Here is a 24,419-nt window from a genome sequence, read left to right on the forward strand (position 1 = left end):
TCTTTATATCGTAAATTGCTGGATTCCCCTCGCTAGCGTAATGGTATATTCAACATGCGGGGGCCACGTTGAGCATGGTGACGCTGCAGCCAGATCAGATCGAGCTTAAGATTCATGGCCTCACGACCGAGGATCATGGGCGCGTCCCTGCGCGGGTTTTTGCCAACAAACTGAAGCAGCTAGTCTCTGCGCTTGAAGCCGCCGACAAGATCGCGAACGGCGAGATTAAGCATGCCTATGTGCTGGCGAATATGCACATGTCCGAGCCAACGGCTATCCTGAAGGAAATGCCGCTGACCGAAATGGACGTGCAGCAAAGGCTATCTGCGGTCCCAGTCTTTCACGACGCCGTGGAAGGCATCAAGGCGCGCGACGGCCGCGTCCAACGCCTTGCCACGGTGGTGAAGCATGTCAGCCTTCTGACCAGTGGCACGGCGGACAAGTTCGGCTTTGCCGAAGTGCGGACAGGCGACGACAATGTTGTCCGTATCGACGATTTTCTCCGGAAGCGCGCACAGGCCGCCCGCAAAGTCGCTGGTGAGCAATACTTCGACGGTGTTGTTTTCGGCACGTTCGACGGGCTGCTTGATTACGTGGATATCCGCGGTTCGCTACCACAGATCAAACTTACTCTGAGTGCTGGCGCCAAGGAAATCGACTGCATTTGCCGCCGTGAGGACATCGACGCGCTCGGCGAGGCTCTGCACCGACGCGTCCGGGTCACAGGGCGGGCGATTTATAGCGGAACATCGCCGCTTCCTATGCGGGTCGAAGTAACGCATGTTGAACGGGTGAAGGACGGGGGAGACTTCTCGCGCTGGCGCGGTTCGTTCCGGCCGTTTGAGATCGAGTCGTGGGAGCACGACGCTTGATCGGCAAGAATTTCTTCTGGGATTCCTGCATCTTTATCCGATATCTCGTCGGGAATTCCGCAGAGGCGTGCTTTCAGGACATCTCTCGTTTCGTTGACGAAGCCCGAGCCGGGAAGCGCACGATCTACTTTTCAACCGTCACCTATGCCGAGCTAAGGCAGGAGTTCTTCAAGGGCGGCGAATACGGCAGCATCCGAGACCTGTTCGATGATCTGGGAGCGAGCTTCATTCCCATTGAGCCGAATCCCAACATTCTGATCCAGGCGGGGGAGCTGAGGAGCGCCAAGTCCACCAACCCCGGCGATCCAAATCCGCCGGCGCAGCGCGCCATCGCTACTCCGGATGCGATCCTTCTCGTGAGCACGTTGTGGGTTCGGGACGTCTTGAACGTTCCCGACATCCTGTTTCACACCACCGATGAAGGTAAGGGCAAAGGCTGGGCCGGCAGATCAGTGCCGATTATCGGCTTCGAGCGTTGGTATCCAGAAGCGACGCGAACGCCTATGGTGAGCCGCGTTTGTTCGCTGCGCCGGGAACAGCCGCAACACCCGGAGCCTACTCTCGAAGGAATCGTCGTTCATGGCCGCTTTCCTCAGCCTCAGTGAAGCACTGGAAAAGGGGCGATTGGGGGACTTCGTTCTCCAAGCCGAGAAGCAGGGCACTGGGCCCGCCGATCGCGCTCAGTTCGAGGCGATGGTGGGGCGCATCACAGCGCCCCAACCAGAAGGTCAAACATCCCGTTCACCCGCGCGCGGTGGTTCGCGCGGAAAGTGAACTCGCTCAGGTAGCGCTGCATGTGTTTGGCGCTGATCTGGACATGGGTTGAGCGAACCGACGCCTTGAACAGCCGCCAGAAGCCTTCGACCGTGTTGACGTGGAAGGTTTCGCCGCTCCGGTAGTCGTAGTGGCTATATTCCTTCCGTCCATGCTTCACAGCGCCATGCAGGAAGCCGTCGCCAGTCAGTAAGTTGTAGCTGTAGAGTTCGTCGGTCGAGACGACGGAGCCGGCCTCTACGTTGTCCAGAACCACGTCGCGCAGCGTGTCCTTCTTCACGTTCGGGATCACGACCGCCTTCATGTTGCCGCCGCGCTCGGCAAGACCCATCACAATAGTCTTGCCCGGTGCGCCACGGCCGCGCTTGCCGCCAGAACGGCGACCGCCAACATAGGCTTCGTCAAGCTCGACATGGCCCGCCAGCAGCGCGTCAAAGCTCTGCGCCTTCATGGTCAGGTCGCGGATTTGCTGCCCGATGCGATAGGCCGTTTTGTAGGTGACGCCGAGCTGGCGTTGAAGCTCTTTGCCGCTCACGCCGTGGCGCGTCGTGCAGAACAGATACATCGCGTAGAACCACGAAACGAGCGGCGTCCGCGTGTCATGCAGGATCGTGCCGGCGGTCGGGTTCACATGGTGCCCGCAATGCGAGCAAGAATAGGTGCGGCGGTTCGCCAGCTTGTGGAACGTGGCATCGACGACGCCGCACTTGGGGCACGTGAAGCGCGTGCCACCGAACCGAACCGCCATGATGTGCTCAAGGCAGGCATCTTCGTTCGGGAAGCGGGCGAAGAATTCGCGGACGCTGAACTCGGGAGAGGCGGAAGGGCTGCGCTTCGTCATGCCCTCTGACTAGAACATTCCGATACCTGCGTCAAGGGGATAAACGGGTACCCCAAAACCCCCTCTGCCGATACGATCCTCGCCAACAAGGCGATCGAAGCCAATATTCAAGCCTTGAACGACGTGATCATGGCGGAGGCAGCTCGGCTCGGCTTCAATCGCTCCGATAGCTACGCAATTGCTCAGGCATTTGCCCAGAGCGGACGCGCGAAAGGCACGCTGAGTGCGGCGCTGAGCCAGAAAGTCCCGTTGCAACTGCAAACCCCGTCGACAACGCCCGCTCCCCCGCCCACCCTGCAATAGACGGGATCGTTTGGGCGGTAGCGATCTACGTTCCGATCAAGAGCTTGCGTCGGATATCGGCGGGGGTTAGGGGGCGCGGCGTTAGGAGTGTAGCTCAGTTGGTAGAGCATCGGTCTCCAAAACCGAGGGCCGGGGGTTCGAGTCCCTCCACTCCTGCCATGCCTGGGCGAGACGAATAGCGGAGCTATTCGTCGGTGCCCTTCGGGCACGCGAACGGCCGGCCAGCGCCGCATTGCGGCGACTGACGACGCGGGATTCACTCCCGCGTCGGCCCCCACCGCTTCTCGACTTCGCTTGAAGCGAACGGTGTTGGAGACGTTCCGCCTTGCGCCGCTCACGACACGCTTTTATAGCGCCGATCTTCTCACTACATCGGTGACGCTGCCGCCGGCCCCAGGGCCGGACGGGGGCGCTCACCCGGAAGACGGACGATACACAGTGGCGATGAAGCTCGGCGATATTCCTCAGTTCGTGCAGCAGGTGCGCGCGGAAACCGCGAAGGTCGTCTGGCCGACCAGCCGTGAGACGATGATGACCGCACTGATGGTGATCATCATGACGGCGATGCTGGGCATCTTCTTCTTCGGCATCGATTCGCTGTTCAAGGCGATCGTGCACACGCTGCTGACGCTGGCCCGCTAACCTTCAGGAACCGCACCTCATGTCCCGCTGGTATATCATCCACGCCTATTCCGGTTTCGAGAACAAGGTCCGCGACGCGATCATGGCCGAGGCGACCCGCATGGGCCTGGAGCGGCTCGTCGAGCATGTCGAGGTGCCGACCGAGACGGTGACCGAGGTCCGCCGCGGCAAGAAGGTCCAGTCGGAGCGGAAATTCTTCCCCGGCTATGTGCTCGCCAAACTTGAGATGAACGACGACGTTTATCACCTCGTCAAGAACACGCCGAAGGTGACTGGCTTCCTTGGCACCAACAACAAGCCGCAGCCGATCAGCGAGGCCGAGGCCGCGCGCATTCTGAGCACCAAGGAAGAAGCGGCTGCGTCTGCACCCAAGACCCGCGTCAAGGTCGATTACGAGATCGGCGACCAGGTCAAGGTGCTAGACGGCCCGTTCGCGAGCTTCAACGGCGTCGTCGAGGAACTCGATTTCGATCGCAGCCGCGTCAAGGTCAGCGTCTCGATCTTCGGCCGCGCGACGCCGGTCGAGCTCGAATTCGAGCAGGTCGAGAGCGTCAAGTAAGGCGCAGCCGCACGCGGGCAGCGAAGCTGATCGCGAGACGGCGCACGCCCGGCCGGCCGCGGCCTGCGCGGACCGACGGCGCGGGATTTACTCCCGCGCCGTGCTCGCATAGTCCACCGCACCGGTGACGGCTCCCAACATCCTGCTGGTCGAGGACGACCCGCCGCTTCGCACGCTGGTAGCGCGGGCGCTGAAGGAGAACGGGTTCGCGGTGCGCGCCGCCTCCGCCGCGCCCGAAATGTGGGCCGCGTTCGAAAGCGGGCCGGTCGACCTGGTACTGCTCGATATCATGCTGCCGGGCACCAGCGGCTATGACCTGTGCCGGGCGCTGCGCCAGCGCAGCCAGGCGCCGATCATCTTCATCAGCGCCAGGGACAGCGAGACCGACCGCGTGATCGGGCTGGAGCTCGGCGCCGACGATTACCTGCCCAAGCCGTTCGGCACGCGCGAGCTGGTCGCGCGCGTGCGCGCCGTTCTGCGCCGCCCGCCGCTGGCCGAGGGCGCCGGCGGCAAGCCCGACGGCATCCGCTTCGACGGCTGGACGGTGAGCCTGCCCCGGCGCGAATTGCTGTCGCCAACCGGCGCCGTCGTCGAGCTGACCGGGGCGGAGTTCGACCTGCTGGTCGCGCTCTGCGACAATGCCGGCCGGGTGATCGCGCGCGAGCGGCTGATCGAGCTTTCCCGCGCCCGGCTGGGCGACAGTTCCGATCGCAGCATCGATGTGCTGGTCAGCCGGTTGCGCCGCAAGCTTTCCGGCGCCGGCGGGGAGGCGCCGATCCTGACCGTGCGCGGCATCGGCTATATGCTGAACACGGGCGTAGAACGGGTGTGAGCCGGCTGCGCCCTTCGCCCGGGCTGATCGGCCGCCTGATCGCGATCCTGCTGCTGACGATGCTGGTCGAATTCGGCATCAGCACCCTGTTTTACGAACGCGCCAGCCAATTCTCCGTCCGCGACGACGAGGCGCGGCGACTGGCCGAGCATCTGGTCATTGCCGAGCGGCTGCTGGGCGAGCGCGCCCCGCCCGAGCGGCCCTCGCTCGCGGCCGAGCTGACCACCGACCGCTATCTGGTCCGCTGGAGTCCAGCGCCGCCGCAGACGCCCGCGATCGCGCCGTCGCTGGACGGCATGCGCCGCCAGGTGCTGGCCTGGGAACCGGGCCTCAGCGAGAACGCCATGACGCTGTGGCTCGCCTCGCCGGGGCGGCGGCCGATGATCGCCGGCATGCTGCGGCTGCCGGACGGGTCGTGGATGGCGTTCCAGACGCTGCACGCGCTCGACGGGCTGAACCTGGGCGCGGAGCGCGTGCTGCTGGCGCTGATCCCCGCGCTGGGCCTGATGCTGGTCGGCGGGCTGCTGGTCCGGCTGGCGCTGAAGCCGCTCCAGAGCCTCGCCGTCGCCGCCGACCGCGTTGGGCATGGCGGCGAAGCGCAGGTACCGGAACAGGGGCCGCGCGAAGTCGCGACCGTGATCCGCGCGTTCAACCGGATGCAGGCGCGCATCCACCAGCTGATCGCCAACCGCACCCAGGCGCTCGCGGCGGTCGGCCACGATTTTCGCACCCCCCTCGCCCGCCTGCGCCTGCGCGCCGAGGGAGTCGCCGACGACGCGACTCGGACGGCGATCGAAGCCGACATCGCCGAGATGGAAGCGATGACGGACTCGCTGCTTGCCTATCTGGGCGGCGAGAACGACCCCGAGGCGCCGATCGCCAGCGACATCGCGATCCTGTGCGCGACCTTGGCCGATGACGCATCGGATCGCGGATATGATGTGGCTTATGAAGGGCCGGTGCACCTCGAAGCCAAAGTGCGGCCGCTCGGGCTGAAGCGCGCGGTCTCCAACCTGATCGACAATGCGATCCACCACGGCAACCGCATCGTCGTCCGCGTGATCGAAGACCGCCAGACGATCACGATCGCGGTCGAGGACGACGGCCCCGGCCTGCCCGAGGATCGCATGGCCGATGTGCTTCAGCCCTTCGTCCGCCTGGAATCCGCAAGGCCCCGCGACACGGTCGGCTTCGGCCTGGGCCTTCCCATCGTCGCGCGTGCCGTCGAACGCGAAGGCGGCGAGCTGCGGCTGGGCAACCGGCCGGAAGGTGGGTTGAAGGCCGAGATCGTGCTGAAGCGCAGGTGACGATCCCGGCGGCAGCAAATCCATAGTCGCGGCACAGGACCAACAATGGCAATGTAGCGTCTGCTCGCCCTGGCTCTCCTGGACCGGATGCCAGCGGCCGCCGACTGGCTGAAAAGGAGCCCGCCAGATGAAGCCCTATGTGATCGGCGCTGCCGTTCTCGCCAGTCTCGCCACGGCGCAGCCTGCGGCCGCGCGGAACGAGCAGGCCTGGGATGATGCGGGAAGCGCGGTCCGGGACGCGCTCGTCGCAGTATCGCTGGGTCTTCCCGCCGTAAAAGGCGACTGGCGCGGCGACCTCCAGGCCGCCGAAAGCCTCGGGGCTGCGGCGCTGGTCACCTATGGGCTGAAGGAAACCTTCCCTGAGCGCCGGCCCGATGGAAGCGATCGCAAGAGCTTCCCTTCAGGGCACACCTCCGTCTCCTTCGCCGCCGCCGCGACGCTCGAGAACCGATATGGTTGGCAGGTCGGCCTTCCCGCTCAGCTCGCCGCCTTGTTCGTGGGCGTGTCCCGGATCGAAGCACGCAAGCACCACTGGTATGATGTGGTCGCAGGCGCGGCGATCGGCGAAACCTCGGGATTTCTCCTGACGTCTCGCCACGACACCGGCGTCCACGTGCTGCCTTGGGGCGACACCAGGAGCGTCGGCGCGACCGCGCTGATGCGCTTCTAGCTTCGCCGCTTCACGACGGGCACCTCGAACAGCGAACCGTGCCCAGCGTCTCTTCAAGGTCCGCTAAGGGTGGAAAGCGGACGTTCCCCTCTCCCCTTGCGGGAGAGGGCGACTCGGCGCAGCCGAGCGGGGAGAGGGGGCGAGCCGCAGGCTCGCGCGGCGCCAAGCGCCGCACCCCTCTCTAAGCTTTGCTAGGCAGCAAGCTGCCAAGCAAAGCTATTCTCTCCCGCAAGGGGAGAGAAGTTGATGCCTGCAATGGGTCGATGACCGACATAGTTCTCTCAATTGAATGAAAGCGGGCATTTGGTCCCGGAATCCCCGGGGCGACCACGGCTCGCCCCAACTGGCGCACTGCCCCGCAACACTTCCTTACAATCCAGCCGAACGCCGGAAACAGCCACGCGCTAGCTCCTCTTCGCACATTGAGGAGTAGCAAAGTGAATGAGCTGATCGGACGCGTTCTCGATTTCCGGCGTGACGTCTTCCCCATCCGTTCGGACCTGTACGAGCGGCTGGCAACCGACGGGCAGAGCCCGAAGGCGCTGATGATCTCGTGCGCGGATTCGCGCGTGGTGCCGGAGGAAATCCTGCGCGCACAGCCGGGCGAGGTGTTCGTGTGCCGCAACGCGGGCAACATCGTCCCGCCCTTTGCGCAGGCGCTCGGCGGCGTCACCTCCACAGTCGAATATGCGGTCGTGGCGCTGGGCGTGCGCGACATCATCGTGTGCGGCCATTCGGACTGCGGCGCGATGAAGGCGCTGATCAATCCCGAGCTGCTGGCCGACATGCCGAACGTGGCCGCCTGGCTGCGCCACAGCCTTGCCGCGCGTCAGGTCCTGGACGGCGGCTATGCGGACCTGTCGCCACAGGAGAAGCATCGCGCGGCGGCGCTGGAGAATGTCGTCGTCCAGCTGACGCACCTGCGCACGCATCCGTCGGTCGCGGCCGGCATCGCGCGCGGCGAGCTGACCCTGCACGGCTGGTATTTCGACATCCACGCCGGCGAAGTGCTCGCGCTGGACGGCGACACCGGCCATTTCCGCCCGATCGAGCATGACAGGCCGGTGCCGGTCGCGCTGGCTGCCGCGCCGCGCTGGGCGGCCTCCCCCCAGGCGGAGGCGGCGGAATGACCAGGCCGGGCGTGTCGCGGCCGTCCCTCGCTGCCCTGCCGCGCGACTTCGCATCGTCGATCGTCGTGTTCCTGGTCGCGATGCCGCTCTGCATGGGCATCGCGATCGCCTCGGGCGTACCGCCTGAAAAAGGGCTGATCACCGGCATTATCGGCGGGCTCGTCGTCGGCGCGCTCGCCGGATCGCCGCTGCAGGTGAGCGGCCCCGCCGCCGGCCTGGCGGTGATCGTGTTCGAGCTGGTGCGCGACTTTGGCCTCAGCGTGCTCGGGCCGATCCTGATCCTGGCCGGCGCGATCCAATTCGCGGCGGGCGTGCTGAAGGTCGGCGTCTGGTTTCGCGCAATTTCGCCCGCCGTGGTGCACGGCATGCTGGCCGGCATCGGCGTGCTGATCGTCGTCGGCCAATTCCATGTGCTGTTCGACGCAAAGCCGCTGCCGAACGGGCTCGCGAACCTGGCCGCAATGCCGGGCCGGCTGCTTGGCCTTGGCAATGGCGGCGCGGCGGGCGCGGAGCTGGCGTTCGCGATCGGCGTGACGACGATCGCGGCGATGCTGGGCTGGGAGCGGCTTCGCCCCGCGCGGCTGAAGCTGGTGCCGGGCGCGCTGGTCGGCGTGCTCACGGGCACGCTCGTCGCGTTCATCCTGGGCCTGCCGGTCGCGCGCGTGGTGGTTCCCGCCAACATCACCGGTGCGATCACGCTGCCGACCGGCCTGCTGGAGGCATGGACCAGCCCCGCGATCCTGACGGCGGCATTTGCGATCGCCTTCATCGCCAGCGCGGAGACGCTGCTGTCGGCCGCCGCGGTGGACAAGATGCACACGGGCGTGCGCACGGATTATAACAAGGAGCTGCGCGCCCAGGGCGTCGGCAACCTGCTCTGCGGTGCGGCCGGGGGCCTGCCGATGACCGGGGTGATCGTGCGCAGCTCGGCGAACGTGCAGGCAGGCGCCGTCACTCGCGCCTCGACGGTGATGCACGGCGCCTGGATCCTCGCGTTCGTTGCGTTGCTTGGCGTCGTGCTGCGCGAAATCCCGATGGCGTCGCTCGCCGCGGTGCTGGTCGTGACCGGCTGGCGGCTGGTCCATGTCGGCCATGTGAAGAGCCTGTTCCGCCACTATGGCGTGCTGCCGGCATTGATCTGGGCGACGACCCTGGTGGTGGTGGTGGCCGAGGATTTGCTGACCGGCGTGCTCGTGGGCATCGGTCTGTCGCTGCTGGAACTGCTGCCCCACGCCCGCCGCCTGAAGCTGCGCGTCGCCGCGGATCGGGAGGGCGACGCCCATGCAATCCGGCTGCACGGCGTCGCCAGCTTCCTGACGCTGCCGAAGCTGTCGGCCGCGCTGGAAGCGGCGCCCGCCTCCGCGCCGGTCACGCTGGACCTGAGCGCGCTGGAGGCGGTCGACCACACCTCCGCCGAAATGATCCGCGACTGGTTCCAGCGACGAAAGCTCCTCGGCGTCGAGGCGCAGGTGACCGGTCATGACGGACGACTGAAGGCGTTGGGGGCGCTGGCCTAGGCTGAATCGCCACGCAGCAATCCTTCCTTCGAGGGGAGGATTGCTGCGTCAGCGGCGCTCACGCTCTACGTCCCGGACGCTTTCCGAAACGCTGTGCGGAAGGCCTGGAGATCGCCAGAGTCGATGTCGGACACCGCCCAATATTCAAGGCCGCCGGCCACCCATCGCGTTAGGCTGTAGCCGTCGCGATGGGTGGTTGCCGCGACCGGCGACGCCAGGGCCGGCGCGGGGCGGACGAACAGGTTGATGCTGTGCAGCCGGCGGCGATACACAAGCGCCGCGACCGGCCGGCCGTCGAGATAGTCGAGCCGCCCGCCGACCAGCGGGAACCCTTGCGGCGCGAGCTCCGCGACCGGCGGCGCGAAGTCGACGCGCCCGTTGAACCACGGCTTGACCACATGCCGGTCCGACGTCGCGACGTCGACGAGATGGCTGGCCTGGAGCGAGCGGATATGGCCGGCGATCAGCTGGTCTTGCAGCGCGGTGCTCGTCAGTTGCGGCGCGGCAAACAGCAGGGCCATGCTGGCTGCCAGCGCCCCGATCGCTCCGCCGCCGAACCAGGGGAGCGTACGAGCGGGCCGGGCCGGCTCGCCTTCCGCTTCCGGGCCGATCATCGCCTCGATGCGCGCGCGCAGCGCCTCCGGTGCGCGGTAGCGCGGCTCGGCATTGACGAGCTTGGCGCGAACCGCGCGTAGCCGGGCCAGCGTCGCCGCGCAGCCGGGGCAGTCCTGCAGATGGGCTTCGAGCTCCAGCGCGTTCATGCTGTCCAGCTCTCCGTCGGCCAGGCTCTGGACCGCCATTTCCCTGTCGATGCACGCGGTCATGCGGCGGACCCCTCGTCTTCACGCGCCAGCAGCATCGTCGCAAGCATCGCCCGCGCCCGCGCCAGCCGCGACATCACGGTGCCGATCGGCGCCCCAGTCAAGGCTGCGATGTCCTTGTACGGCAGCTCCTCCAGCTCGCGCAGCACCAGCGCCTCGCGGAACGGCTCCGGCAGCGCCTCCACTGTCGCGCGCACCGCCTCCGCGTCCTGCCGCCGCTGGAGGATCGTTTCGGGGTGCTCGCCGTCCACCGTCTCGGCCTCGATATCGGGCGGCGCGCGGCGATTGGCGCGGGTCCAGTCGAGAAAGCAATTCCGCACGATCGTCAGCAGCCACGCTTTCTCATTGCCCCGACACGACGCGAAGGCGCGGAAGGCGCGCAGGAACGCGTCCTGAACGATGTCTTCGGCCGCTGCGGGATCGCGTGCGAGGTAACGCGCATAGCTGTAGGCGGCGTCGAGGTGCGGCAGCACCAGCAGGCGGAAGCGCTCGGCCTGGTCCGGCGCGACCGGAGTCGGCGCCGGACGGCTGAAGACGAGGCGCGGACGGAAGCCGTTCACGACTGCCCTGCGACCACGCCGCCCTCCGCTCAGCGCTGCTGCGAAAGATAGGCGATGATGTCCGCCCGGTTGTTCGGATTGGCAACCGAAAAATACATCTTGGCGCCGGGCACGAGCTTCTGCGGATTGGTCAGCCAGCGGTCGAGCACGTCCGGCGTCCAGACCAGGCCGGATTTCCGCAGCGCCGTCGAATAGGCGTAGCCGGGCACGCTCGCCGCTGGCCGCCCGACTACGCCGCGATGCCGCGGCCCCACGTCATTCTCGTCCAGCGAATGGCAGCCCATGCAGCTCTGGTAGAGCTTCTGGCCGACGGCAGCATTGCCGTGCGGCAGTGACGGCGCCGGGGCGGCATGGGCGCTCGCCATCACGACGAACGCCAAAACGGCGGCGAGGCAGGCGGCCGTGGCGGCGCGCGCAAACGGGATCAGGTTCGGCATGGCCGGCCTTCAGGCAAGCGGGGTGTCGGTGATCGCGATCGGCCCTGCCCCCTGGCGGAGCGTCACGCTCCTGAGACCGATCGCGCTGCGGAGTTGCACGGACGGGAGCACAAGCGGCCCGGGGCCGGCTCCCTCGCCCGGTGCCGGCTGCGGGTAGGCCGTGGAGCGCGCGGTGTGGAAGGTCAGGTCGCCCTCGATCTTCTGCTGGACCTGGTGGATGTGCCCGTTCAGCACCGTCACCGACCCGAAGCGCTTCAGCAGCGACAACGCCTGCGCCCCGTCCGCCGTCCCCCAGCCCCAGTCCGAGTACAGGTCCCAGAGCGGGAAATGGGCGAAGACGATGATCGGTGTCGAAGCCGAGCGCCCGGCCAGGTCTTGGCCAAGCCAGGCGAGCTGCGCCTCGCCAAGCGTGCCCATGCCGCGATCGCCGAGGTGGATCGAGTTAACCAGCGCGACGAAGTGGGCGCCCCCCGCATCGAAGCTGTACCATCCCTCCCCCCGCGCCGCCCGACCAAAACGGTCGAGGAAGGGGCGCGGGTCGTTGCCGTCGACGATGTCATGCTCGCCCGGCACGACATGGATCGGAACGCCGAACTCGCCCAGCATCTGCTGCGCCAGGTCGAATTGCTCGGGCGTGGCGAGGTGGGTGACATCGCCGGTGTGGATGATGAAATCGGGCCGGACCGGCAGCGCCTTCGCCTTGGCGATCACCTCCTTCAGCGTGCCGAGCGGATCAGGGTTGGCCGGCTTGTTGAAGCCAAGATGCGTGTCGCTGATCTGCAGGAAGCTGAAGCCTGGTTTCGGCGTGGCGCCCAGCGCGGCGTCGAGCGTGATCGAGCCGGGAATGCCTCCGCCAAGCGTGAAGAGCGCGCCCGTGCCGGCCCAGCCCATGCAGCGCAGCATTCCGCGCCTGTCGAACATATCCATCCGCTCTCTCCCAGAAGGTTCGGGAGAGAGACGGGACGGATGAGATTTTTATTCCTTCGCCGACCGGGCGAGCGGACGTAGACCCTATGCGCTCAGCGGCGCTCTTGAGAACGGCCCCTTCGTCGACCGCCGCATCGCGATGCCCGCGACCGAAAAGCCGAGCAGCATGAATGCCCAGTTCGACGGCTCGGGAACGCTGGCGGCGAGCGGGAAGCGGAACAGGAAACTCGCATTCTGCTGGTCGTTGAGCCGGTCGCTGATTCCCGGATCCCCGGAAAGGACCTCGTGATCAGCCGCGCCGAAGGAATAGCCGATCACGGTATTCGTGCCCAGGTCCACGAAGGTGGACCCATCGCCATAGGCATATTCAAGCTCGAAGCCGTTCGACGCCCCGACCGGCCGGATGATCAGCTGCACGGTCGTGAAGTTGTTGTTGTCGAACGTCAGGTCATAGCGCAGCTTGAACGCGTTGGGGTTGTTGAGGGCGTTCGGATCGGGACCGCGATAGAGAAAATTGCTGGTCATCGCGTCTGCAAAGGCCGGCGAGAAGACCGTGTTGCCGAACCCCTTCAGCGTCGTTGCGCTGCTGTTGTTGAGATCGGCGCTGCCCAGCGCGAAAAGCCCGCGGCTGCTGACGAACAGGTTGCTGGTCGGCCCGGCCCCGAAATCGACCGTCAGCCCGAGCGGGATCTCGCAGATATTGTCCGTGCAGTTCGCGAAATTGATGCCTGTCGTTTCGTCGATGACAGCGCCTCTGCCCCATGCAGCCGTGCCCGCGCCGCAGACGGCACAAAGAAGTGCAGCGAATTTTGCAAAGTCAGGCACGTGCATATCATGTCCTCCTCACTGGGAACCCATGCATCAGCAACTGACTGTCCGGATCGCGCCGGATCGGACAGGCGCTCAACAAAGCAACGGCGGCATCGTTCCCGGAACGCAACAGACGGGCGAAATCAGCGGGACCTCACTCGCACGTTTCCGCGCGCCGCCTGGTGAACAGTGCCTCCGGATAGCCGATTGTTTTCTTTGGCTTGCGTCGTCATGATCGGCGCTCGGTCGGAGTCGCCCAAAATCCGGCACCAGGCGCCGAAACGGTCTCCGCCCGACGTGTTGTATCGTGGCATCGAACGCTTTTCGATCAGGAGACCACGCTGCGGTACAGCGCCTTCATCAGCTACAGCCATGCCGATGAGCGCTGGGCACGGTGGCTGCACAGCGCGATCGAAACCTACCGGCTGCCCAAGCGGCTGATCGGAAGGGAAGGACCGTTCGGCCCCCTGTCATCAAGGCTGCCGCACGTCTTTCGCGACCGCGACGAGCTCGCCTCCTCGTCCGATCTGGCCGAAGAGATCAGGACTGCCCTGGCGGAATCCGCGAACCTGATCGTCATCTGCTCACCCGCGGCAGCACGATCGCGCTGGGTCAATGAAGAGATACGCAGCTTCATCGCGCTGGGGCGCGCGGCGCACATATTCTGCCTGATCGTCGACGGCGAGCCGCACGCGGCCGACCCCGCGGAAGAGTGCTTTCCGCCCGCGCTGTTCGAAGATGGCCATCTTGAGCCGCTTGCGTCCGACGTGCGCCCCGGCGGCGATGGCAAGAAGGCGGCCCGCCTCAAAATCCTCGCCGGACTGCTGGGAGTGGGATTCGACGAGCTGCGTCAGCGCGATGCCGCACGCCGGCAGCACCAGCTCACGATTATTGCAGCGGCCAGCACGCTCGGCCTCATCTTCACGGCCGCGCTCGCCGTGTTCGCATTCCTGTCCCGTTCCGAAGCGATACGAGAGCGCGACATCGCCAATCGCAAGACGATGACGGCGGAGCGGACCGTCAGTTTCGTCAAATCGCTGTTCGAAGTGTCGGACCCATCCGAAGCGCGCGGACAGACGATCACGGCGCGTGAAATCCTCGATCGCGGCGCGCGCGAGATCCGCACGGGCCTGCAGAACGAACCGGCGGTCAAAGCCGAACTGGGGACCACGCTGGGAGAAGTCTACAGCGAACTGGGCCTGTACCGTGAGGGCGACCAGCTGATCCGGGAAATGGCCGGAATCCGGCACAATGACACGGCCACACGGACGCGGCAGTTGCTGGCGCTTGCGGACGCGCAAACGCGACAAGCGGATTACGATGCGGCGATCCGATCGTACAACCAGGCGCTGCGATTGGCGCGCGATCGACGCCAGCCACGCCAGGATCTTGTGCCGCGTATTCTGGTCGGGCTGGGTGGCGCCTTGTCCGCCAAGGGCGATTATCGCGGCGCGGAACGCTCGATCGATGCCGGCCTCCGGCTCGACGAGGCGGCGTTCGGGCCGAATCATCCGGATGTTGCCGTCGACCTGGAGGCGCGGGGCCTGAATCTCCTTTTCGCAGGCGACCTCGGACCATCGAGGCGGTATTTCGAACGTGCCGTCGCCATTCGATTGCGCACGCAAGGCGATCGCCACCCACGGGTGCCGGAGGATTTCGGAAATCTGGGTACCGTTGCCTACCTGCAGGGAAACGTCGAGCTCGCGGAAGCCGATTATCGCCGCGCCCTGGACAGTTACCGACTGATGTTGGGCCCCGAGCATCCCGAAGTGGCGACGACCGAGAACAATCTCGCGCGGATCATGATCGAGCGGCAGGGCTTTCGCGAAGCGCTGCCGCTTCTGGAGCACGCGGTGGCCGTGAACATGCGCGAAAAAGGGCCGGACCACGACGACATCATCTTCCCGCTCTCCAATCTGGCGATCGCGGAGCGTGGGGTCGGAGCTTTCGGAAAGGCGGAGCAACTCCTTCGGCGCGCCGCCCGCACCGCGCGGCTGCGCCAGCATCGCAACCTTGGCCCGATCCTGACCGAGCTGGCCGACCTCCGATGCCGTTCGAAGGACGAGTCCGGCGGCCTCAAATTGCTCGACGAAGCGCGGCCGATCACCGCCAAGGACTATCCCGGCGACCCGTGGCGCGTCGCATGGGTCGACAATACCCGCGCCTATTGCCTTGCCCACACCAATCCCGACGAGGCGCGACGCTTGAACGCAGCCAGCTTTCCGGTGTTGAACGCGAAATGGGGGCCGGACACATTGTACGGCGCGATGGCGCGGTCCCGCCAGAAATCGCTTCCGTGAACGATGCTCGACATCGTCCATGTGCGCACCCTTCCCTTGCGCCGCGCTTTACGCTAAGGGGCCGCGCTTCCAAGCGACAGCTCTGGAAAACTGCGGGAGGATGCCTCGGCATCCGCTTGGACCGCTCGACTTGAACCGGACGGGCCGCGCGCGCGTGGATCGTCCAAGTGAGAGAGTGACATGGCAAAGAAAATTACCGGCTATATCAAGCTGCAGGTGCCCGCCGGCGCCGCCAATCCGTCGCCGCCGATCGGCCCGGCCCTGGGCCAGCGCGGCGTCAACATCATGGAATTCTGCAAGGCGTTCAACGCGCAGACCGGCGATCAGGAAAAGGGTACGCCGCTGCCCACCGTGATCACCGTCTATGCCGACCGCTCGTTCAGCTTCGAGACCAAGACGCCGCCGGCGTCGTTCCTGCTGAAGAAGGCCGCCGGCCTGAAGTCCGGCTCCAAGGAGCCGGGCAAGGCGGTTGCGGGCAAGATCAAGCGCTCGCAGCTGGAAGACATCGCGAACGCGAAGATGAAAGACCTGAACGCGAACGACCTCGCGGCCGCAACGAAGATCATCGAAGGCTCCGCCCGCGCCATGGGCCTCGAAGTGGTGGAGGGCTGATCCAATGGCCAAGCTGACCAAGAAGCAGAAGAATTGGGCCGTCGACGCCGAGAAGCTTTACGGCGTCGATGAGGCGATCGGCCTCGCCAAGCAGTATGCCACCGCCAAGTTCGACGAGACGATCGAAGTCGCGCTGAACCTGGGCGTCGATCCGCGCCACGCCGACCAGATGGTCCGCGGCGTCGTGACGCTGCCGAAGGGCACCGGCAAGACCGTCCGCGTCGCCGTCTTCGCCAAGGGCGCGAAGGCGGACGAGGCGCGCGAAGCGGGCGCCGACATCGTCGGTGCCGAAGACCTGCTGGAAACCGTGCAGGGCGGCACCATCGACTTCGACCGCTGCATTGCCACCCCGGACATGATGGGCCTCGTCGGCCGTCTCGGTAAGGTGCTGGGCCCCAAGGGCCTGATGCCGAACCCGAAGCTCGGCACGGTGACGATGAACGTCGGCCAGGCCGTCAAGGACGCCAAGGGCGGCCAGGTCGAATATCGCGTCGAAAAGGCTGGCATCATCCATTCCGGCATCGGCAAGGCGAGCTTCCCGGCCGAAGACCTGCGCGCGAACTTCGACGCGCTGGTCGATGCCGTCGTGAAGGCGAAGCCGTCGGGCGCCAAGGGCAAGTATGTGAAGAAGGTGGCCGTCAGCTCTTCGATGGGCCCGGGCATCAAGGTCGACGTGGCGGAAGTCGCCGCGGTCTAAACCTTCGCTTCAATCAAAAACGGGAAAGGCCGGGGCGCGAGCTCCGGCCTTTTTCGTTGGGCGATTCGTCTCGGAATGCAACAGCTTCGTCGCGCCCCTTGGCGAACCTCGTCAGTGCTTGTTATGAACCCGGTCGAAACAGGGAGGCTTTTGCTATGTTGCTTGGACTCGTGACCGGACTTCTTCTTGCCGCAGCACCCGACGCCGCGACGACTTCGGAGACGTCGCCCGCGCCGGCCGAGCAGCCCGCCGAGAAGAAAATCTGCCGCCGCGAGATCGAGACCGGGTCGCTGATCAAGGGTAAGAAGATCTGCTACACCGCCAAGCAGTGGCAGAAGCTTTCCGACGCGACGCGCGACGAAATCGAGAGCCGCTCCTCCTCGGGCAGCATGTCGGGCAAATAGGCGCTCCGGGGGGCTCACGCCCCCATGCCGCCCTCCTCGCTCAGCATGATAAGCACCTCGTTGCGCCGCATCGGCCCCGGCAGGAACGGGGCATTGTAATAGGCGTGCACAGCCTTGCCTTCGCTGGGCAGGCCGCGGATCTGCAGCCACGAGCGGAGCGCGCCTTCCTTCGCCGACAGCGCGGCGTCGTCCGCGCGGCCGGAGAAGCGGATCGCGGCGACCCGCTGGGCGGGCTCCGACGTCAGCTCCACGCCGGACGGCGGCGTAGGCAATTCACCTCGCGCCTTGCCGGTGGGCATGAGAAAGCGCGTACGCCAGCTGCCGTCGCCGTCGGTGTCGGACAATACCGGCGCTGTCATCGGCAGCTTGTCACCCTGGCGCGACCGGGCGAACAGATAATCGGCAAGCATGCGGAAGCCTTCGTTCAGCGCCGACTGGCGGTCGCCGCGATGCTCCGTGCCCGCCGTCACCAGCGCCGGATATTTGCGGATTTCGATCGTGTTGTCGGACTCGATCGTCTGGTAGCGCGGCTCCTCGGCGCGCGACGCACGCCAGACGAAGAATGCCCCCGCAGCAACAGCGACGGTGCCGAGCGCAGCCAGCAGGCCGGTGCGCGGCGGCACCTCCGCGACCGCGCGCTTGACGCTGTCGACGGCTTTCTCGACCGCCGGAGCGACAGCGGCCTTTGTCTTGGGCGCGGGACTCGGCTTTGGCGAAGGAGACGGCTTGGGCGCCGCGGACTTGGACGCGGCCGGCTTGCGGGCGGCCCGCTTGGGCTTGGCAACGGCCGTCTCGGCCTTCACCGCGGGCGCGCGCGATTGCCGCGCGGGCGCGGGCTTGGCGGCCCCTTCGGCCTTGGCCGGCTTGAGGCTGGTGGCTTTGGCCTTCGCAGGCGCGGCGCGGCGCGCGGGCTTGGCGTCGCCCTCCGCGGCTTTGGTGGTGCTGCGGCGCTTGGGCTTTTCCGGAGCGGGCGTGTCGGCCATGTCTCTCCCCTTGGTGCTATCGTTACGGTGTTAGCCTCGAACGTGCAGGGAATGCCAGCCGTTCCCGTGGTTGACGCGGGCGCAAGATTCGCTATAGGCGCGCACTTCGGCCAGGGCTTGCCCTGGTCGTTGCCGTCCGAGACAGCTGGTGGGGCTCGCCCCTTAATCTCCAGCCGAGACGGGGAAGAGATATTCGGGTCTGCCGCCGCTCCGCGCCTTTGGGCCGGGCCGCTGCACCGTTGAACCATTCCCCTCGGACAAATGAGCCGGCGCACGGAGCGTTTTTCGTGCGTCACAAAGGAGAATGGCATGGATCGAGCTCAAAAATCAGAGCTGGTCGAAGGTCTGAACAGCACCTTGTCCACCATGGGCGTGGTGGTCGTGACCCGCAGCAAGGGTCTGACCGTCAAGCAGTCCACGGATCTGCGGAACAAGATGCGGGATGCCGGCGCCAGCTATCAGGTGGCCAAGAACCGCCTGGCGAAGATCGCGATCCAGGGAACGCCCTATGCCAGCATCGGCACGATGCTGACCGGGCCGACCGGCCTCGCTTATTCCAACGACCCGGTCGCGGCCGCCAAGGTGGCCGTCGATTTCGCGAAGACGACCGACAAGTTCGAGATCGTCGGCGGGGCGATGGGCGAGACTGCCCTGGACGTGGCGGGTGTCACCGCGCTCGCTTCGCTGCCGTCGCTCGACGAGCTGCGCGCCAAGATCGTGGGCCTCATCCAGGCGCCCGCGACGAAGCTCGCGCAGATCGCTCAGGCACCGGCGGCCCAGCTTGCCCGCGTGTTCGGCGCCTACGCCGCCAAAGAAGAAGCTTGAAGACCCTTTAGATACGGAGATTTATCATGGCAGACCTTCAGTCCCTCGTTGACCAGCTTTCGTCGCTGACCGTTCTGGAAGCGGCCGATCTTTCCAAAATGCTCGAAGAGAAGTGGGGCGTCTCGGCCGCCGCTGCGGTCGCGGTTGCGGCTCCGGCCGGTGGCGCCGGCGCTGGCGCTCCGGCTGCGGAAGAGAAGACCGAATTCGACGTCATCCTGACCGGCGACGGCGGCAAGAAGATCAACGTGATCAAGGAAGTCCGCGCGATCACCAACCTCGGCCTGACCGAGGCGAAGGCCCTCGTCGAGGGCGCGCCGAAGGCCGTCAAGGAAGGCGTGAACAAGGACGAAGCCGAGAAGATCAAGAAGCAGCTCGAGGAAGCCGGCGCGACCGTCGAACTCAAGTAAGCTGCAGCGCGGAGACGATTTAGCCACGCTAAATCGCACTCGCGCAAGGCCGGCCAGCGGCGCCTCGCGCCGACTGACGTCACGGGATTTACTCCCGTGACGGCCTCAGCCGAAGGAAAACAAAGGGGCGGTCCGGCAACGGGCCGCCCCTTTTCGTGTCAGGCGTAAGCGACGCGCGGCATCCGCCGCCGCATAGTCGCGCCGGCAATCCCGAAGCCCATGATCATCATCGCCCAGCTCGCCGGTTCCGGCACGGGGTTGAACGCATCCTGCGCGAGCGCGAAGCGGCCGATCTGGCCGCCGGCGGTGAGGCCGGCTTCGTTGTCGAACCGCCAGTGAATGCCACCCCAGAGCCGGCTGTCGGCAGCATCCTGCGCCGCCTGCGCAAGGCCGGCAAAGCACCGCGTATCCGGGCCGATCGTGTTGCAGAAACTCTGGTCCGCAACCAGATCGAGCAACACCGCCGCGGCGGCACCGGACTGGATCGAATGCGCCGAGGCATAGCTCGGATGATTCGGCGTTCCGAACAGGGGACTCCAGTTCGCGTCAGCCTCGGTGTCGTCGTTCCCATCGGTACCGGCTCCCCGAATGGCCGTGATCGGACGCCAGAAATTATACTCGTATTTCGTGTCCCAGACGGAAACGAACGAGTCCGCGATGGCGGTCGACAGCTTGGCCAGAACCCGCGCATTGTTGAAGGTCGAAAGATGGTCGTCGGCGATCACGTCGACGCCGATGCGGATCCAGGTCAGGCCGTTCGACGTGTCCCAGAACAAGGCGCTGTCGGTCTGGTCGACAGTGCGGATCGCGCTGTCGTGTGCGCCGATCGCTTTCACTTCATTGAACGCGGCCGTATATTCCGCGCTGGTGAGCGCAGGCGGGGGCGCCGCCCGGAATTGATCGTTCGCCATCATCAGAAACGGCTTGACGTCGGCCCATTGCGGCGCAGCGGCGGGCAGGTTGTTCGGCGGTGTCGGCCGCCATTGGCCAGGCAGCGTCCCGGGCGTGTAGGAAACGACCGCAGTCGATCCGTCATTCTGCCGGTTGGCGAGCATGGCGGACGCATAAGCGGCACCCGTGGCCTGGCCGTTGGCTTTCGCCATCCCCGCGCCGACCAGCGCCAGGCTCGATGCCAGCGCGGCGTCATATGTGCTCGCATGGGATGGATCGACGGCAACCAGCACATCGTGCGCGGCGACCGACGCGGCGGCGCGAACATTGCCGCCCGGCGCGGTCACGCCCTGATTATAATAATGGCCGGCGCCGTTGTACGTGCGGTTCACCGCATCATACATCGCGGTGTTCACCATCGCGACCGCCCGTGACTGGGTCAGCGGATTGCCGCCGAATGTCCTGACCGCAAGGTCGTTCCAGTACAGGACGGGATCGTCATTGACGGTGATCGCGGCGCCGATCGGTCCGGCCCACGCCAGTGCCGTCGCCAACGCCAGTGTCGCTTTTACGCTCGTCTTCATTCTTTGCACTCCCTGATCGGGTCACAGCGGACCACGAATCGGGAACATGCCGATCGTCAGTTCGGTGACCGTCAGAGGAGCGTCAGGCGCGCGTTAAATCGTATCAGCGGCGTGGTTTATGTCGCTTTTGTCCTAAACCGGCACGGGCCCGGTTTCCCGCTGTTCCCGGGCGAGATGGTCGAGCTCGTGCCGGCGCATCTGCTCGAACCGCGGGTCGTCGCGCAAGCTGGCGAAGGACGGAATGTCGCGCATGTCGGGGTGCGGCGTCATCGGCGAATAATGCCAGCCGCTGTCGAGGGCCGTCTTGAGGGCACCCAGAGCATCTTCGTGCCGCCCTTGTGCCGCCCACACTCCTGCCGCCGAGGCATACATCCAGTTGGGAATCCGGCCATAGGCCATGCTCTTCCGAATGGCCGCATCGGCCTGCGCCAGCAGCCTCGCCGCTTCCGCTTCACGCTTCTGCGCCCGTAGCGCCAGCGCGACCTGCAGCCCCTCGTCGATCAACTCGGAATTGGCCGCGGTGCCCGACGCGATTCTGCCGAGCCGGGCCACCCGCCGATCATAGGCCGCCACGACCTCGTCCGCCCGGCCGTCCCTCACCAGCTGCCGGAGCGCGGTCGGCACAAAGAAGTCGGCGCGGCCCTCCGTCTCACCTGCGATCAGCAGCGGCTCGAGCTCGCCCGGTGCCGGACCAGCGTCGCTCGCCACGCGCCAAAGCGCCGGTGAAAGCCGCAGCAACAATCGGGCGGGCTGCTCATGGCCCAAGACCAGGAGCGCCATTCCCAGCTTCAAATCGACAAGCCCGGAGCTCGCCAGTCGATCGCGGGCAGCCAAAGTATCGCGCACGACCTCGGAATAATCGCCCTTCGCCCAGTCGATGGAATAGTCGCACAGGAAGGATTCGCTCAGGTCGGCTTCGCGCAGCCGCGCCGCATGGCGCTCGGCCTCTTCCGGGTAGCCCATTTCCCAGGATGCCAATGACGCGGGTCCAGACGCGCGATGCCAATAAGGGTCGATCGCCGCGGCCCGGCGCAAGGCCTGCAGCCGTCCGACATAGTCGCCCTCGATGCCGAGGACGTTGCTGAGCCAGAACTGAATCTCGGGATCGCTGCCGTCGAGCGACGCCGCTCTTTTGATGGCGGCGCGCGCATCGTCGCTCTCGAACCGCAGCACCATGCCGAGAACGCCGTTCGCCCTGGCATTGTTCGGATCGAGCTGAACAGCGCGCCGCGCCAGCCGCTCGGCTTCCTGATGCCGGTCCTGCGTCGGATCACTCATCTCGATGACCGCGGCCAGGCCGGCGATCGCCGGCACATAATTCGGGTCGAGCGTCAGTGCGCGCCGGAGCAGCTTTTCGGCAACGGGAAGCTGAGGTCCATTGCGGTGATAGATGATGGCCTGCGCATTCTCGTAGAGATCGCCGGCCTCGCGGGCCGGAGTCGGCGATGACGCAGGCGGGGCTGGTTTGCCGTTTTCGAGCCAGACCGCGCCAGCCAGCGCCGAAACGAACAGTCCGGCTGCGATGGGGGCGATGAAGCGCCGGCGCGACTGCGGCACCGCCGCCGACGGGGGCGCCCGGTCGGGTGGTGGCGCTGCCGGCGCCGGCGTGCCCTCTTCGGGATTGAACTCGACGAGCCGGGCGTGAAGCGCCCGCGCGCTGCGCGTCTGCCCGGCGGCCACTGCGGCGGCAGAGGCATCGGCGACGATCGCGATCAGCACCTCGCGCTGCCGGGTCCGTTCGACCTGCAGCCATTCGTCGAACCCGGCATCGACGCCGTCAAGGTTGGCGAACAGCAGGTCGTCGGCGTCCGGCAAGGCGGCGAGCAGGTCCTCGAAGTGCCGTTCGGCCGCCAGCATCCGCCAGCGGTCCACGTCCGTCTCGATCCCCTCCACGTCCAGTTCGACCGCCTCACGTCCGACGTGAAGCGGCGCATGATCGCCATGTGACAGGTCGCGCAGCTCGAACAGGGTTTGCCGCAGGCTGCCCCGCGCCTGCTCTTCGGCGCGTTCGCCCCACAGCAGCCCCATCAGACGCTCGCGGCCAACCGCCTTCCCGGGGTGCAGTGCCAAATAGGCGAGCAAAGCTCGCGCCTTGCGGCCGCGCGGGCGCAGGTCGGCGCCAGTCGCGGCGTTCTCGATCGCGAACTCGCCCCAACAGCGGATCAGCGTCCGCGGCGCGGCGTCACCAGCCCAGAGACGAGACGCCATCGGCCCGCTCCTCCCGCCACGTGCATACAGGATCGGCGCGGGCTTCGCGACTCTCGCGCTTTCCTTTTCCGTGTCGCTGCCCAATCAGGGGTCGCATGGCCGTCTATACCCAGGTTCCCACCGAAGAGCTGGAAGCGCTGATCGCGCTTTACCGGGTGGGCACGCTCGTTTCCGCCAAAGGCATTGCCGAGGGGGTGGAGAACAGCAATTACCTGGTCGACGCGACCGGCGGCCGCTTCATCCTGACGCTGTATGAAAAACGGGTCGACGAGGCCGATCTGCCTTTCTTCCTCGCGCTGCTCGACCATCTCGCGGAAAGCGGCAATCCGGTGCCGCGCGCGCTGCGGGATACGCATGGCCGCCAGATCCAGCGCGTCGCCGGGCGGCCGGCATGCCTGATCGAGTTTCTGCCCGGCGTCTGGCCGACTCAGCCGACCCCAGTGCAGGCGCGGGCGGCGGGCGGAGCGCTCGGGCGCATGCACGTCGCGCTGCAAAGCTTTGAGGGCGAGCGCCCCAACAGCCTGGGCCCTGCCGGATGGCACGCGCTGGCGAACCGCTGCGGCGCCCAGCTCGACGCGATCGCGCCGGGCCTGCGGACGCGCGTGACCGGCGAGCTCGCCTGGCTTGACGCGCATTGGCCGTCCGCCCTGCCCCGCTCCGTCGTCCATGCCGACCTGTTCCCGGACAATGTGCTGATGCTCGGCGAACGGGTGACGGGCCTGATCGACTTCTATTTCTCATGCACCGAACTCCGCGCCTGGGACCTGGCGGTGATGCATGCGGCCTGGTGCTTCAGTGGCGACGGCCGGCAGTTCGACACGGCGCTCGGCGACGCGCTGATCGCCGGCTATGATGCGGAGCACCCCTTGCTGCCCGAAGAACGCGCCGCCTTTCCCGCCCTGGCTCGCGGCGCGTGCCTGCGGTTCCTGCTGACGCGCGCCTGGGATTGGCTCAACACGCCCGCCGATGCGCTCGTCACGCGCAAGGACCCTCTCGCCTTTCTGCGCCGTCTCGACCACTACGCGGCGCTGTGAACGAACTTCCGCTGGTCGAGATCGCCACCGATGGCGCGTGCAAGGGCAATCCGGGGCCCGGCGGCTGGGGCGCCGTGCTGCGTTTCGGCTCCACCGAAAAGGACCTGTCCGGCGGCGAGCCCGACACGACCAACAATCGGATGGAGCTGACCGCCGCGATCGAGGCGCTGAACGCGCTGAAGCGCCCGTGCCGCGTCAAGCTGTCCACCGACAGCCGCTACGTGATGGACGGGCTCACCAAATGGCTGAAAGGCTGGCAGAAGAACGGCTGGAAGACGGCCGACAAAAAGCCGGTCAAGAATGCCGACCTGTGGCAGGCGCTGATCGCCGCCGCAGCGCCGCACCGGATCGAATGGACCTGGGTCAAGGGCCATGCCGGCCATCCGGACAACGAACGCGCCGACAAGCTCGCTAGCGATGCGGCGCGCGCCCGGCGACGCTGACCGGCATTCTTCGCAAAGCCTTCGCTCAC

Annotated in this window: 27 protein-coding genes and 1 tRNA gene; 19 read left to right on the top strand and 9 right to left on the bottom strand. The window is 66.4% G+C overall.

Annotated elements, in window-relative coordinates:
- The first annotated feature begins 74 nt into the window (after positions 1-74).
- Together SCH01S_RS06710 and SCH01S_RS06715 are read left to right on the top strand one after the other, a co-directional pair.
- Positions 75-872: a hypothetical protein gene (locus SCH01S_RS06710; protein ID WP_046348018.1), complete on the top strand. Its 798-nt coding sequence runs from the start codon at positions 75-77 to the stop codon at positions 870-872.
- The gene (locus SCH01S_RS06715; protein WP_046348019.1) at positions 869-1,477 is read left to right on the top strand and encodes a PIN domain-containing protein; all 609 of its coding nucleotides are present in this window, start codon (positions 869-871) and stop codon (positions 1,475-1,477) included. Before SCH01S_RS06710 ends, SCH01S_RS06715 begins: the two co-directional genes overlap by 4 nt.
- 101 nt (positions 1,478-1,578) lie before the next feature.
- On the opposite strand, the gene SCH01S_RS06720 is transcribed toward SCH01S_RS06715, so the two are convergent.
- Complete coding sequence (locus tag SCH01S_RS06720; protein WP_046348020.1) at positions 1,579-2,487, bottom strand: IS1595 family transposase; 909 nt, start codon at positions 2,485-2,487, stop codon at positions 1,579-1,581.
- A 114-nt stretch (positions 2,488-2,601) separates the two neighbouring features.
- Here SCH01S_RS06720 and SCH01S_RS16355 point away from each other — a divergent pair, with 114 nt between their 5' ends.
- The 9 genes from SCH01S_RS16355 to SCH01S_RS06760 all read left to right on the top strand — a co-directional run bounded on the left by SCH01S_RS16355 (position 2,602) and on the right by SCH01S_RS06760 (position 9,447).
- Entirely contained in the window at positions 2,602-2,790 is a 189-nt protein-coding gene (locus tag SCH01S_RS16355) for a hypothetical protein (RefSeq protein WP_157032836.1), read from the top strand.
- Between the two features lie 83 nt (positions 2,791-2,873).
- Positions 2,874-2,949: transfer RNA gene (locus SCH01S_RS06725), tRNA-Trp, on the top strand.
- Positions 2,950-3,234: 285 nt separating this feature from the next.
- Positions 3,235-3,432, top strand: a complete 198-nt coding sequence (gene secE / locus SCH01S_RS06730; RefSeq protein WP_046348021.1) for a preprotein translocase subunit SecE — start codon at positions 3,235-3,237, stop codon at positions 3,430-3,432.
- 19 nt (positions 3,433-3,451) lie between these two features.
- Positions 3,452-3,991, top strand: coding sequence for a transcription termination/antitermination protein NusG (nusG, locus tag SCH01S_RS06735; RefSeq protein ID WP_046348022.1), 540 nt, complete (start codon positions 3,452-3,454; stop codon positions 3,989-3,991).
- Between the two features lie 124 nt (positions 3,992-4,115).
- Entirely contained in the window at positions 4,116-4,823 is a 708-nt protein-coding gene (locus tag SCH01S_RS06740) for a response regulator transcription factor (protein WP_046348023.1), read from the top strand.
- A complete protein-coding gene (locus SCH01S_RS06745; RefSeq protein ID WP_046348024.1) occupies positions 4,820-6,130 on the top strand; it encodes an ATP-binding protein in 1,311 nt (436 codons plus the stop codon). Before SCH01S_RS06740 ends, SCH01S_RS06745 begins: the two co-directional genes overlap by 4 nt.
- Positions 6,131-6,257: 127 nt before the next feature.
- Positions 6,258-6,800, top strand: a complete 543-nt coding sequence (locus SCH01S_RS06750; protein ID WP_046348025.1) for a phosphatase PAP2 family protein — start codon at positions 6,258-6,260, stop codon at positions 6,798-6,800.
- Between the two features lie 437 nt (positions 6,801-7,237).
- Entirely contained in the window at positions 7,238-7,930 is a 693-nt protein-coding gene (locus SCH01S_RS06755; RefSeq protein ID WP_046348026.1) for a carbonic anhydrase, read from the top strand.
- Positions 7,927-9,447 (top strand): SulP family inorganic anion transporter, encoded by a 1,521-nt coding sequence (locus SCH01S_RS06760; protein ID WP_046348027.1) that lies wholly within the window; start codon positions 7,927-7,929, stop codon positions 9,445-9,447. Before SCH01S_RS06755 ends, SCH01S_RS06760 begins: the two co-directional genes overlap by 4 nt.
- A gap of 65 nt (positions 9,448-9,512) precedes the next feature.
- Here the strand turns inward: SCH01S_RS06760 and SCH01S_RS06765 are convergent, their stop codons facing one another.
- From SCH01S_RS06765 to SCH01S_RS06785, 5 genes are all read right to left on the bottom strand, one after another.
- A complete protein-coding gene (locus SCH01S_RS06765) occupies positions 9,513-10,271 on the bottom strand; it encodes an anti-sigma factor family protein (RefSeq protein ID WP_046348028.1) in 759 nt (252 codons plus the stop codon).
- Positions 10,268-10,828 carry a sigma-70 family RNA polymerase sigma factor gene (locus SCH01S_RS06770; RefSeq protein WP_046348029.1) on the bottom strand — a complete coding sequence of 187 codons (561 nt, stop codon included), beginning with the start codon at positions 10,826-10,828 and terminating at the stop codon, positions 10,268-10,270. The genes SCH01S_RS06765 and SCH01S_RS06770 overlap by 4 nt, the downstream gene beginning before the upstream one ends.
- Positions 10,829-10,857: 29 nt before the next feature.
- Entirely contained in the window at positions 10,858-11,265 is a 408-nt protein-coding gene (locus tag SCH01S_RS06775; RefSeq protein ID WP_084689436.1) for a c-type cytochrome, read from the bottom strand.
- A 9-nt stretch (positions 11,266-11,274) separates the two neighbouring features.
- Positions 11,275-12,192: a metallophosphoesterase family protein gene (locus SCH01S_RS06780; RefSeq protein WP_046348030.1), complete on the bottom strand. Its 918-nt coding sequence runs from the start codon at positions 12,190-12,192 to the stop codon at positions 11,275-11,277.
- Between the two features lie 84 nt (positions 12,193-12,276).
- Positions 12,277-13,023: a PEP-CTERM domain protein gene (locus SCH01S_RS06785; protein ID WP_046348031.1), complete on the bottom strand. Its 747-nt coding sequence runs from the start codon at positions 13,021-13,023 to the stop codon at positions 12,277-12,279.
- Positions 13,024-13,223: 200 nt separating this feature from the next.
- Here SCH01S_RS06785 and SCH01S_RS15770 point away from each other — a divergent pair, with 200 nt between their 5' ends.
- From SCH01S_RS15770 to SCH01S_RS06805, 4 genes are all read left to right on the top strand, one after another.
- Positions 13,224-15,302, top strand: coding sequence for a toll/interleukin-1 receptor domain-containing protein (locus SCH01S_RS15770; protein ID WP_052733823.1), 2,079 nt, complete (start codon positions 13,224-13,226; stop codon positions 15,300-15,302).
- A gap of 180 nt (positions 15,303-15,482) precedes the next feature.
- A complete protein-coding gene (rplK, locus tag SCH01S_RS06795; protein WP_046348032.1) occupies positions 15,483-15,914 on the top strand; it encodes a 50S ribosomal protein L11 in 432 nt (143 codons plus the stop codon).
- Positions 15,915-15,918: 4 nt separating this feature from the next.
- Positions 15,919-16,611, top strand: a complete 693-nt coding sequence (rplA, locus tag SCH01S_RS06800) for a 50S ribosomal protein L1 (protein ID WP_046348033.1) — start codon at positions 15,919-15,921, stop codon at positions 16,609-16,611.
- 170 nt (positions 16,612-16,781) lie between these two features.
- A complete protein-coding gene (locus SCH01S_RS06805) occupies positions 16,782-17,015 on the top strand; it encodes a hypothetical protein (RefSeq protein ID WP_157032837.1) in 234 nt (77 codons plus the stop codon).
- Between the two features lie 14 nt (positions 17,016-17,029).
- Here the strand turns inward: SCH01S_RS06805 and SCH01S_RS16925 are convergent, their stop codons facing one another.
- A complete protein-coding gene (locus tag SCH01S_RS16925) occupies positions 17,030-17,998 on the bottom strand; it encodes an SOUL family heme-binding protein (protein ID WP_217995419.1) in 969 nt (322 codons plus the stop codon).
- 309 nt (positions 17,999-18,307) lie between these two features.
- Between SCH01S_RS16925 and rplJ the strand changes: the two genes are divergently transcribed.
- Positions 18,308-18,823 (top strand): 50S ribosomal protein L10, encoded by a 516-nt coding sequence (gene rplJ, locus SCH01S_RS06815; RefSeq protein ID WP_046348035.1) that lies wholly within the window; start codon positions 18,308-18,310, stop codon positions 18,821-18,823.
- Positions 18,824-18,849: 26 nt separating this feature from the next.
- Positions 18,850-19,230: a 50S ribosomal protein L7/L12 gene (rplL, locus tag SCH01S_RS06820; RefSeq protein ID WP_046348036.1), complete on the top strand. Its 381-nt coding sequence runs from the start codon at positions 18,850-18,852 to the stop codon at positions 19,228-19,230.
- 158 nt (positions 19,231-19,388) lie between these two features.
- Here rplL and SCH01S_RS17095 read toward each other — a convergent pair whose 3' ends face one another.
- Both SCH01S_RS17095 and SCH01S_RS06830 read right to left on the bottom strand, forming a co-directional pair.
- Positions 19,389-20,705: a PEPxxWA-CTERM sorting domain-containing protein gene (locus tag SCH01S_RS17095; protein WP_052733824.1), complete on the bottom strand. Its 1,317-nt coding sequence runs from the start codon at positions 20,703-20,705 to the stop codon at positions 19,389-19,391.
- Between the two features lie 132 nt (positions 20,706-20,837).
- The gene (locus SCH01S_RS06830; protein ID WP_046348037.1) at positions 20,838-22,913 is read right to left on the bottom strand and encodes a hypothetical protein; all 2,076 of its coding nucleotides are present in this window, start codon (positions 22,911-22,913) and stop codon (positions 20,838-20,840) included.
- A gap of 95 nt (positions 22,914-23,008) precedes the next feature.
- Here SCH01S_RS06830 and thrB point away from each other — a divergent pair, with 95 nt between their 5' ends.
- Together thrB and rnhA are read left to right on the top strand one after the other, a co-directional pair.
- Positions 23,009-23,947: a homoserine kinase gene (gene thrB / locus SCH01S_RS06835; protein ID WP_046348038.1), complete on the top strand. Its 939-nt coding sequence runs from the start codon at positions 23,009-23,011 to the stop codon at positions 23,945-23,947.
- A complete protein-coding gene (gene rnhA, locus SCH01S_RS06840; RefSeq protein WP_046348039.1) occupies positions 23,944-24,390 on the top strand; it encodes a ribonuclease HI in 447 nt (148 codons plus the stop codon). The genes thrB and rnhA overlap by 4 nt, the downstream gene beginning before the upstream one ends.
- Positions 24,391-24,419: the final 29 nt, after the last annotated feature.

The organism is Sphingomonas changbaiensis NBRC 104936, from assembly GCF_000974765.1.
Lineage (GTDB): Bacteria > Pseudomonadota > Alphaproteobacteria > Sphingomonadales > Sphingomonadaceae > Sphingomonas_B > Sphingomonas_B changbaiensis.

Excerpts from the sequence above, each read along its gene's own strand:
- SCH01S_RS06710 (WP_046348018.1), top strand. The coding sequence starts at position 75 with ATGGTGACGCTGCAGCCAGATCAGATCGAGCTTAAGATTCATGGCCTC.
- SCH01S_RS06720 (WP_046348020.1), bottom strand. The coding sequence starts at position 2,487 with ATGACGAAGCGCAGCCCTTCCGCCTCTCCCGAGTTCAGCGTCCGCGAA.
- secE (WP_046348021.1), top strand. The coding sequence starts at position 3,235 with ATGAAGCTCGGCGATATTCCTCAGTTCGTGCAGCAGGTGCGCGCGGAA.
- nusG (WP_046348022.1), top strand. The coding sequence starts at position 3,452 with ATGTCCCGCTGGTATATCATCCACGCCTATTCCGGTTTCGAGAACAAG.
- SCH01S_RS06750 (WP_046348025.1), top strand. The coding sequence starts at position 6,258 with ATGAAGCCCTATGTGATCGGCGCTGCCGTTCTCGCCAGTCTCGCCACG.
- SCH01S_RS06760 (WP_046348027.1), top strand. The coding sequence starts at position 7,927 with ATGACCAGGCCGGGCGTGTCGCGGCCGTCCCTCGCTGCCCTGCCGCGC.
- SCH01S_RS06765 (WP_046348028.1), bottom strand. The coding sequence starts at position 10,271 with ATGACCGCGTGCATCGACAGGGAAATGGCGGTCCAGAGCCTGGCCGAC.
- SCH01S_RS06775 (WP_084689436.1), bottom strand. The coding sequence starts at position 11,265 with ATGCCGAACCTGATCCCGTTTGCGCGCGCCGCCACGGCCGCCTGCCTC.
- SCH01S_RS06780 (WP_046348030.1), bottom strand. The coding sequence starts at position 12,192 with ATGGATATGTTCGACAGGCGCGGAATGCTGCGCTGCATGGGCTGGGCC.
- SCH01S_RS06785 (WP_046348031.1), bottom strand. The coding sequence starts at position 13,023 with ATGCACGTGCCTGACTTTGCAAAATTCGCTGCACTTCTTTGTGCCGTC.
- rplK (WP_046348032.1), top strand. The coding sequence starts at position 15,483 with ATGGCAAAGAAAATTACCGGCTATATCAAGCTGCAGGTGCCCGCCGGC.
- rplA (WP_046348033.1), top strand. The coding sequence starts at position 15,919 with ATGGCCAAGCTGACCAAGAAGCAGAAGAATTGGGCCGTCGACGCCGAG.
- SCH01S_RS16925 (WP_217995419.1), bottom strand. The coding sequence starts at position 17,998 with ATGGCCGACACGCCCGCTCCGGAAAAGCCCAAGCGCCGCAGCACCACC.
- rplJ (WP_046348035.1), top strand. The coding sequence starts at position 18,308 with ATGGATCGAGCTCAAAAATCAGAGCTGGTCGAAGGTCTGAACAGCACC.
- rplL (WP_046348036.1), top strand. The coding sequence starts at position 18,850 with ATGGCAGACCTTCAGTCCCTCGTTGACCAGCTTTCGTCGCTGACCGTT.
- SCH01S_RS17095 (WP_052733824.1), bottom strand. The coding sequence starts at position 20,705 with ATGAAGACGAGCGTAAAAGCGACACTGGCGTTGGCGACGGCACTGGCG.
- SCH01S_RS06830 (WP_046348037.1), bottom strand. The coding sequence starts at position 22,913 with ATGGCGTCTCGTCTCTGGGCTGGTGACGCCGCGCCGCGGACGCTGATC.
- thrB (WP_046348038.1), top strand. The coding sequence starts at position 23,009 with ATGGCCGTCTATACCCAGGTTCCCACCGAAGAGCTGGAAGCGCTGATC.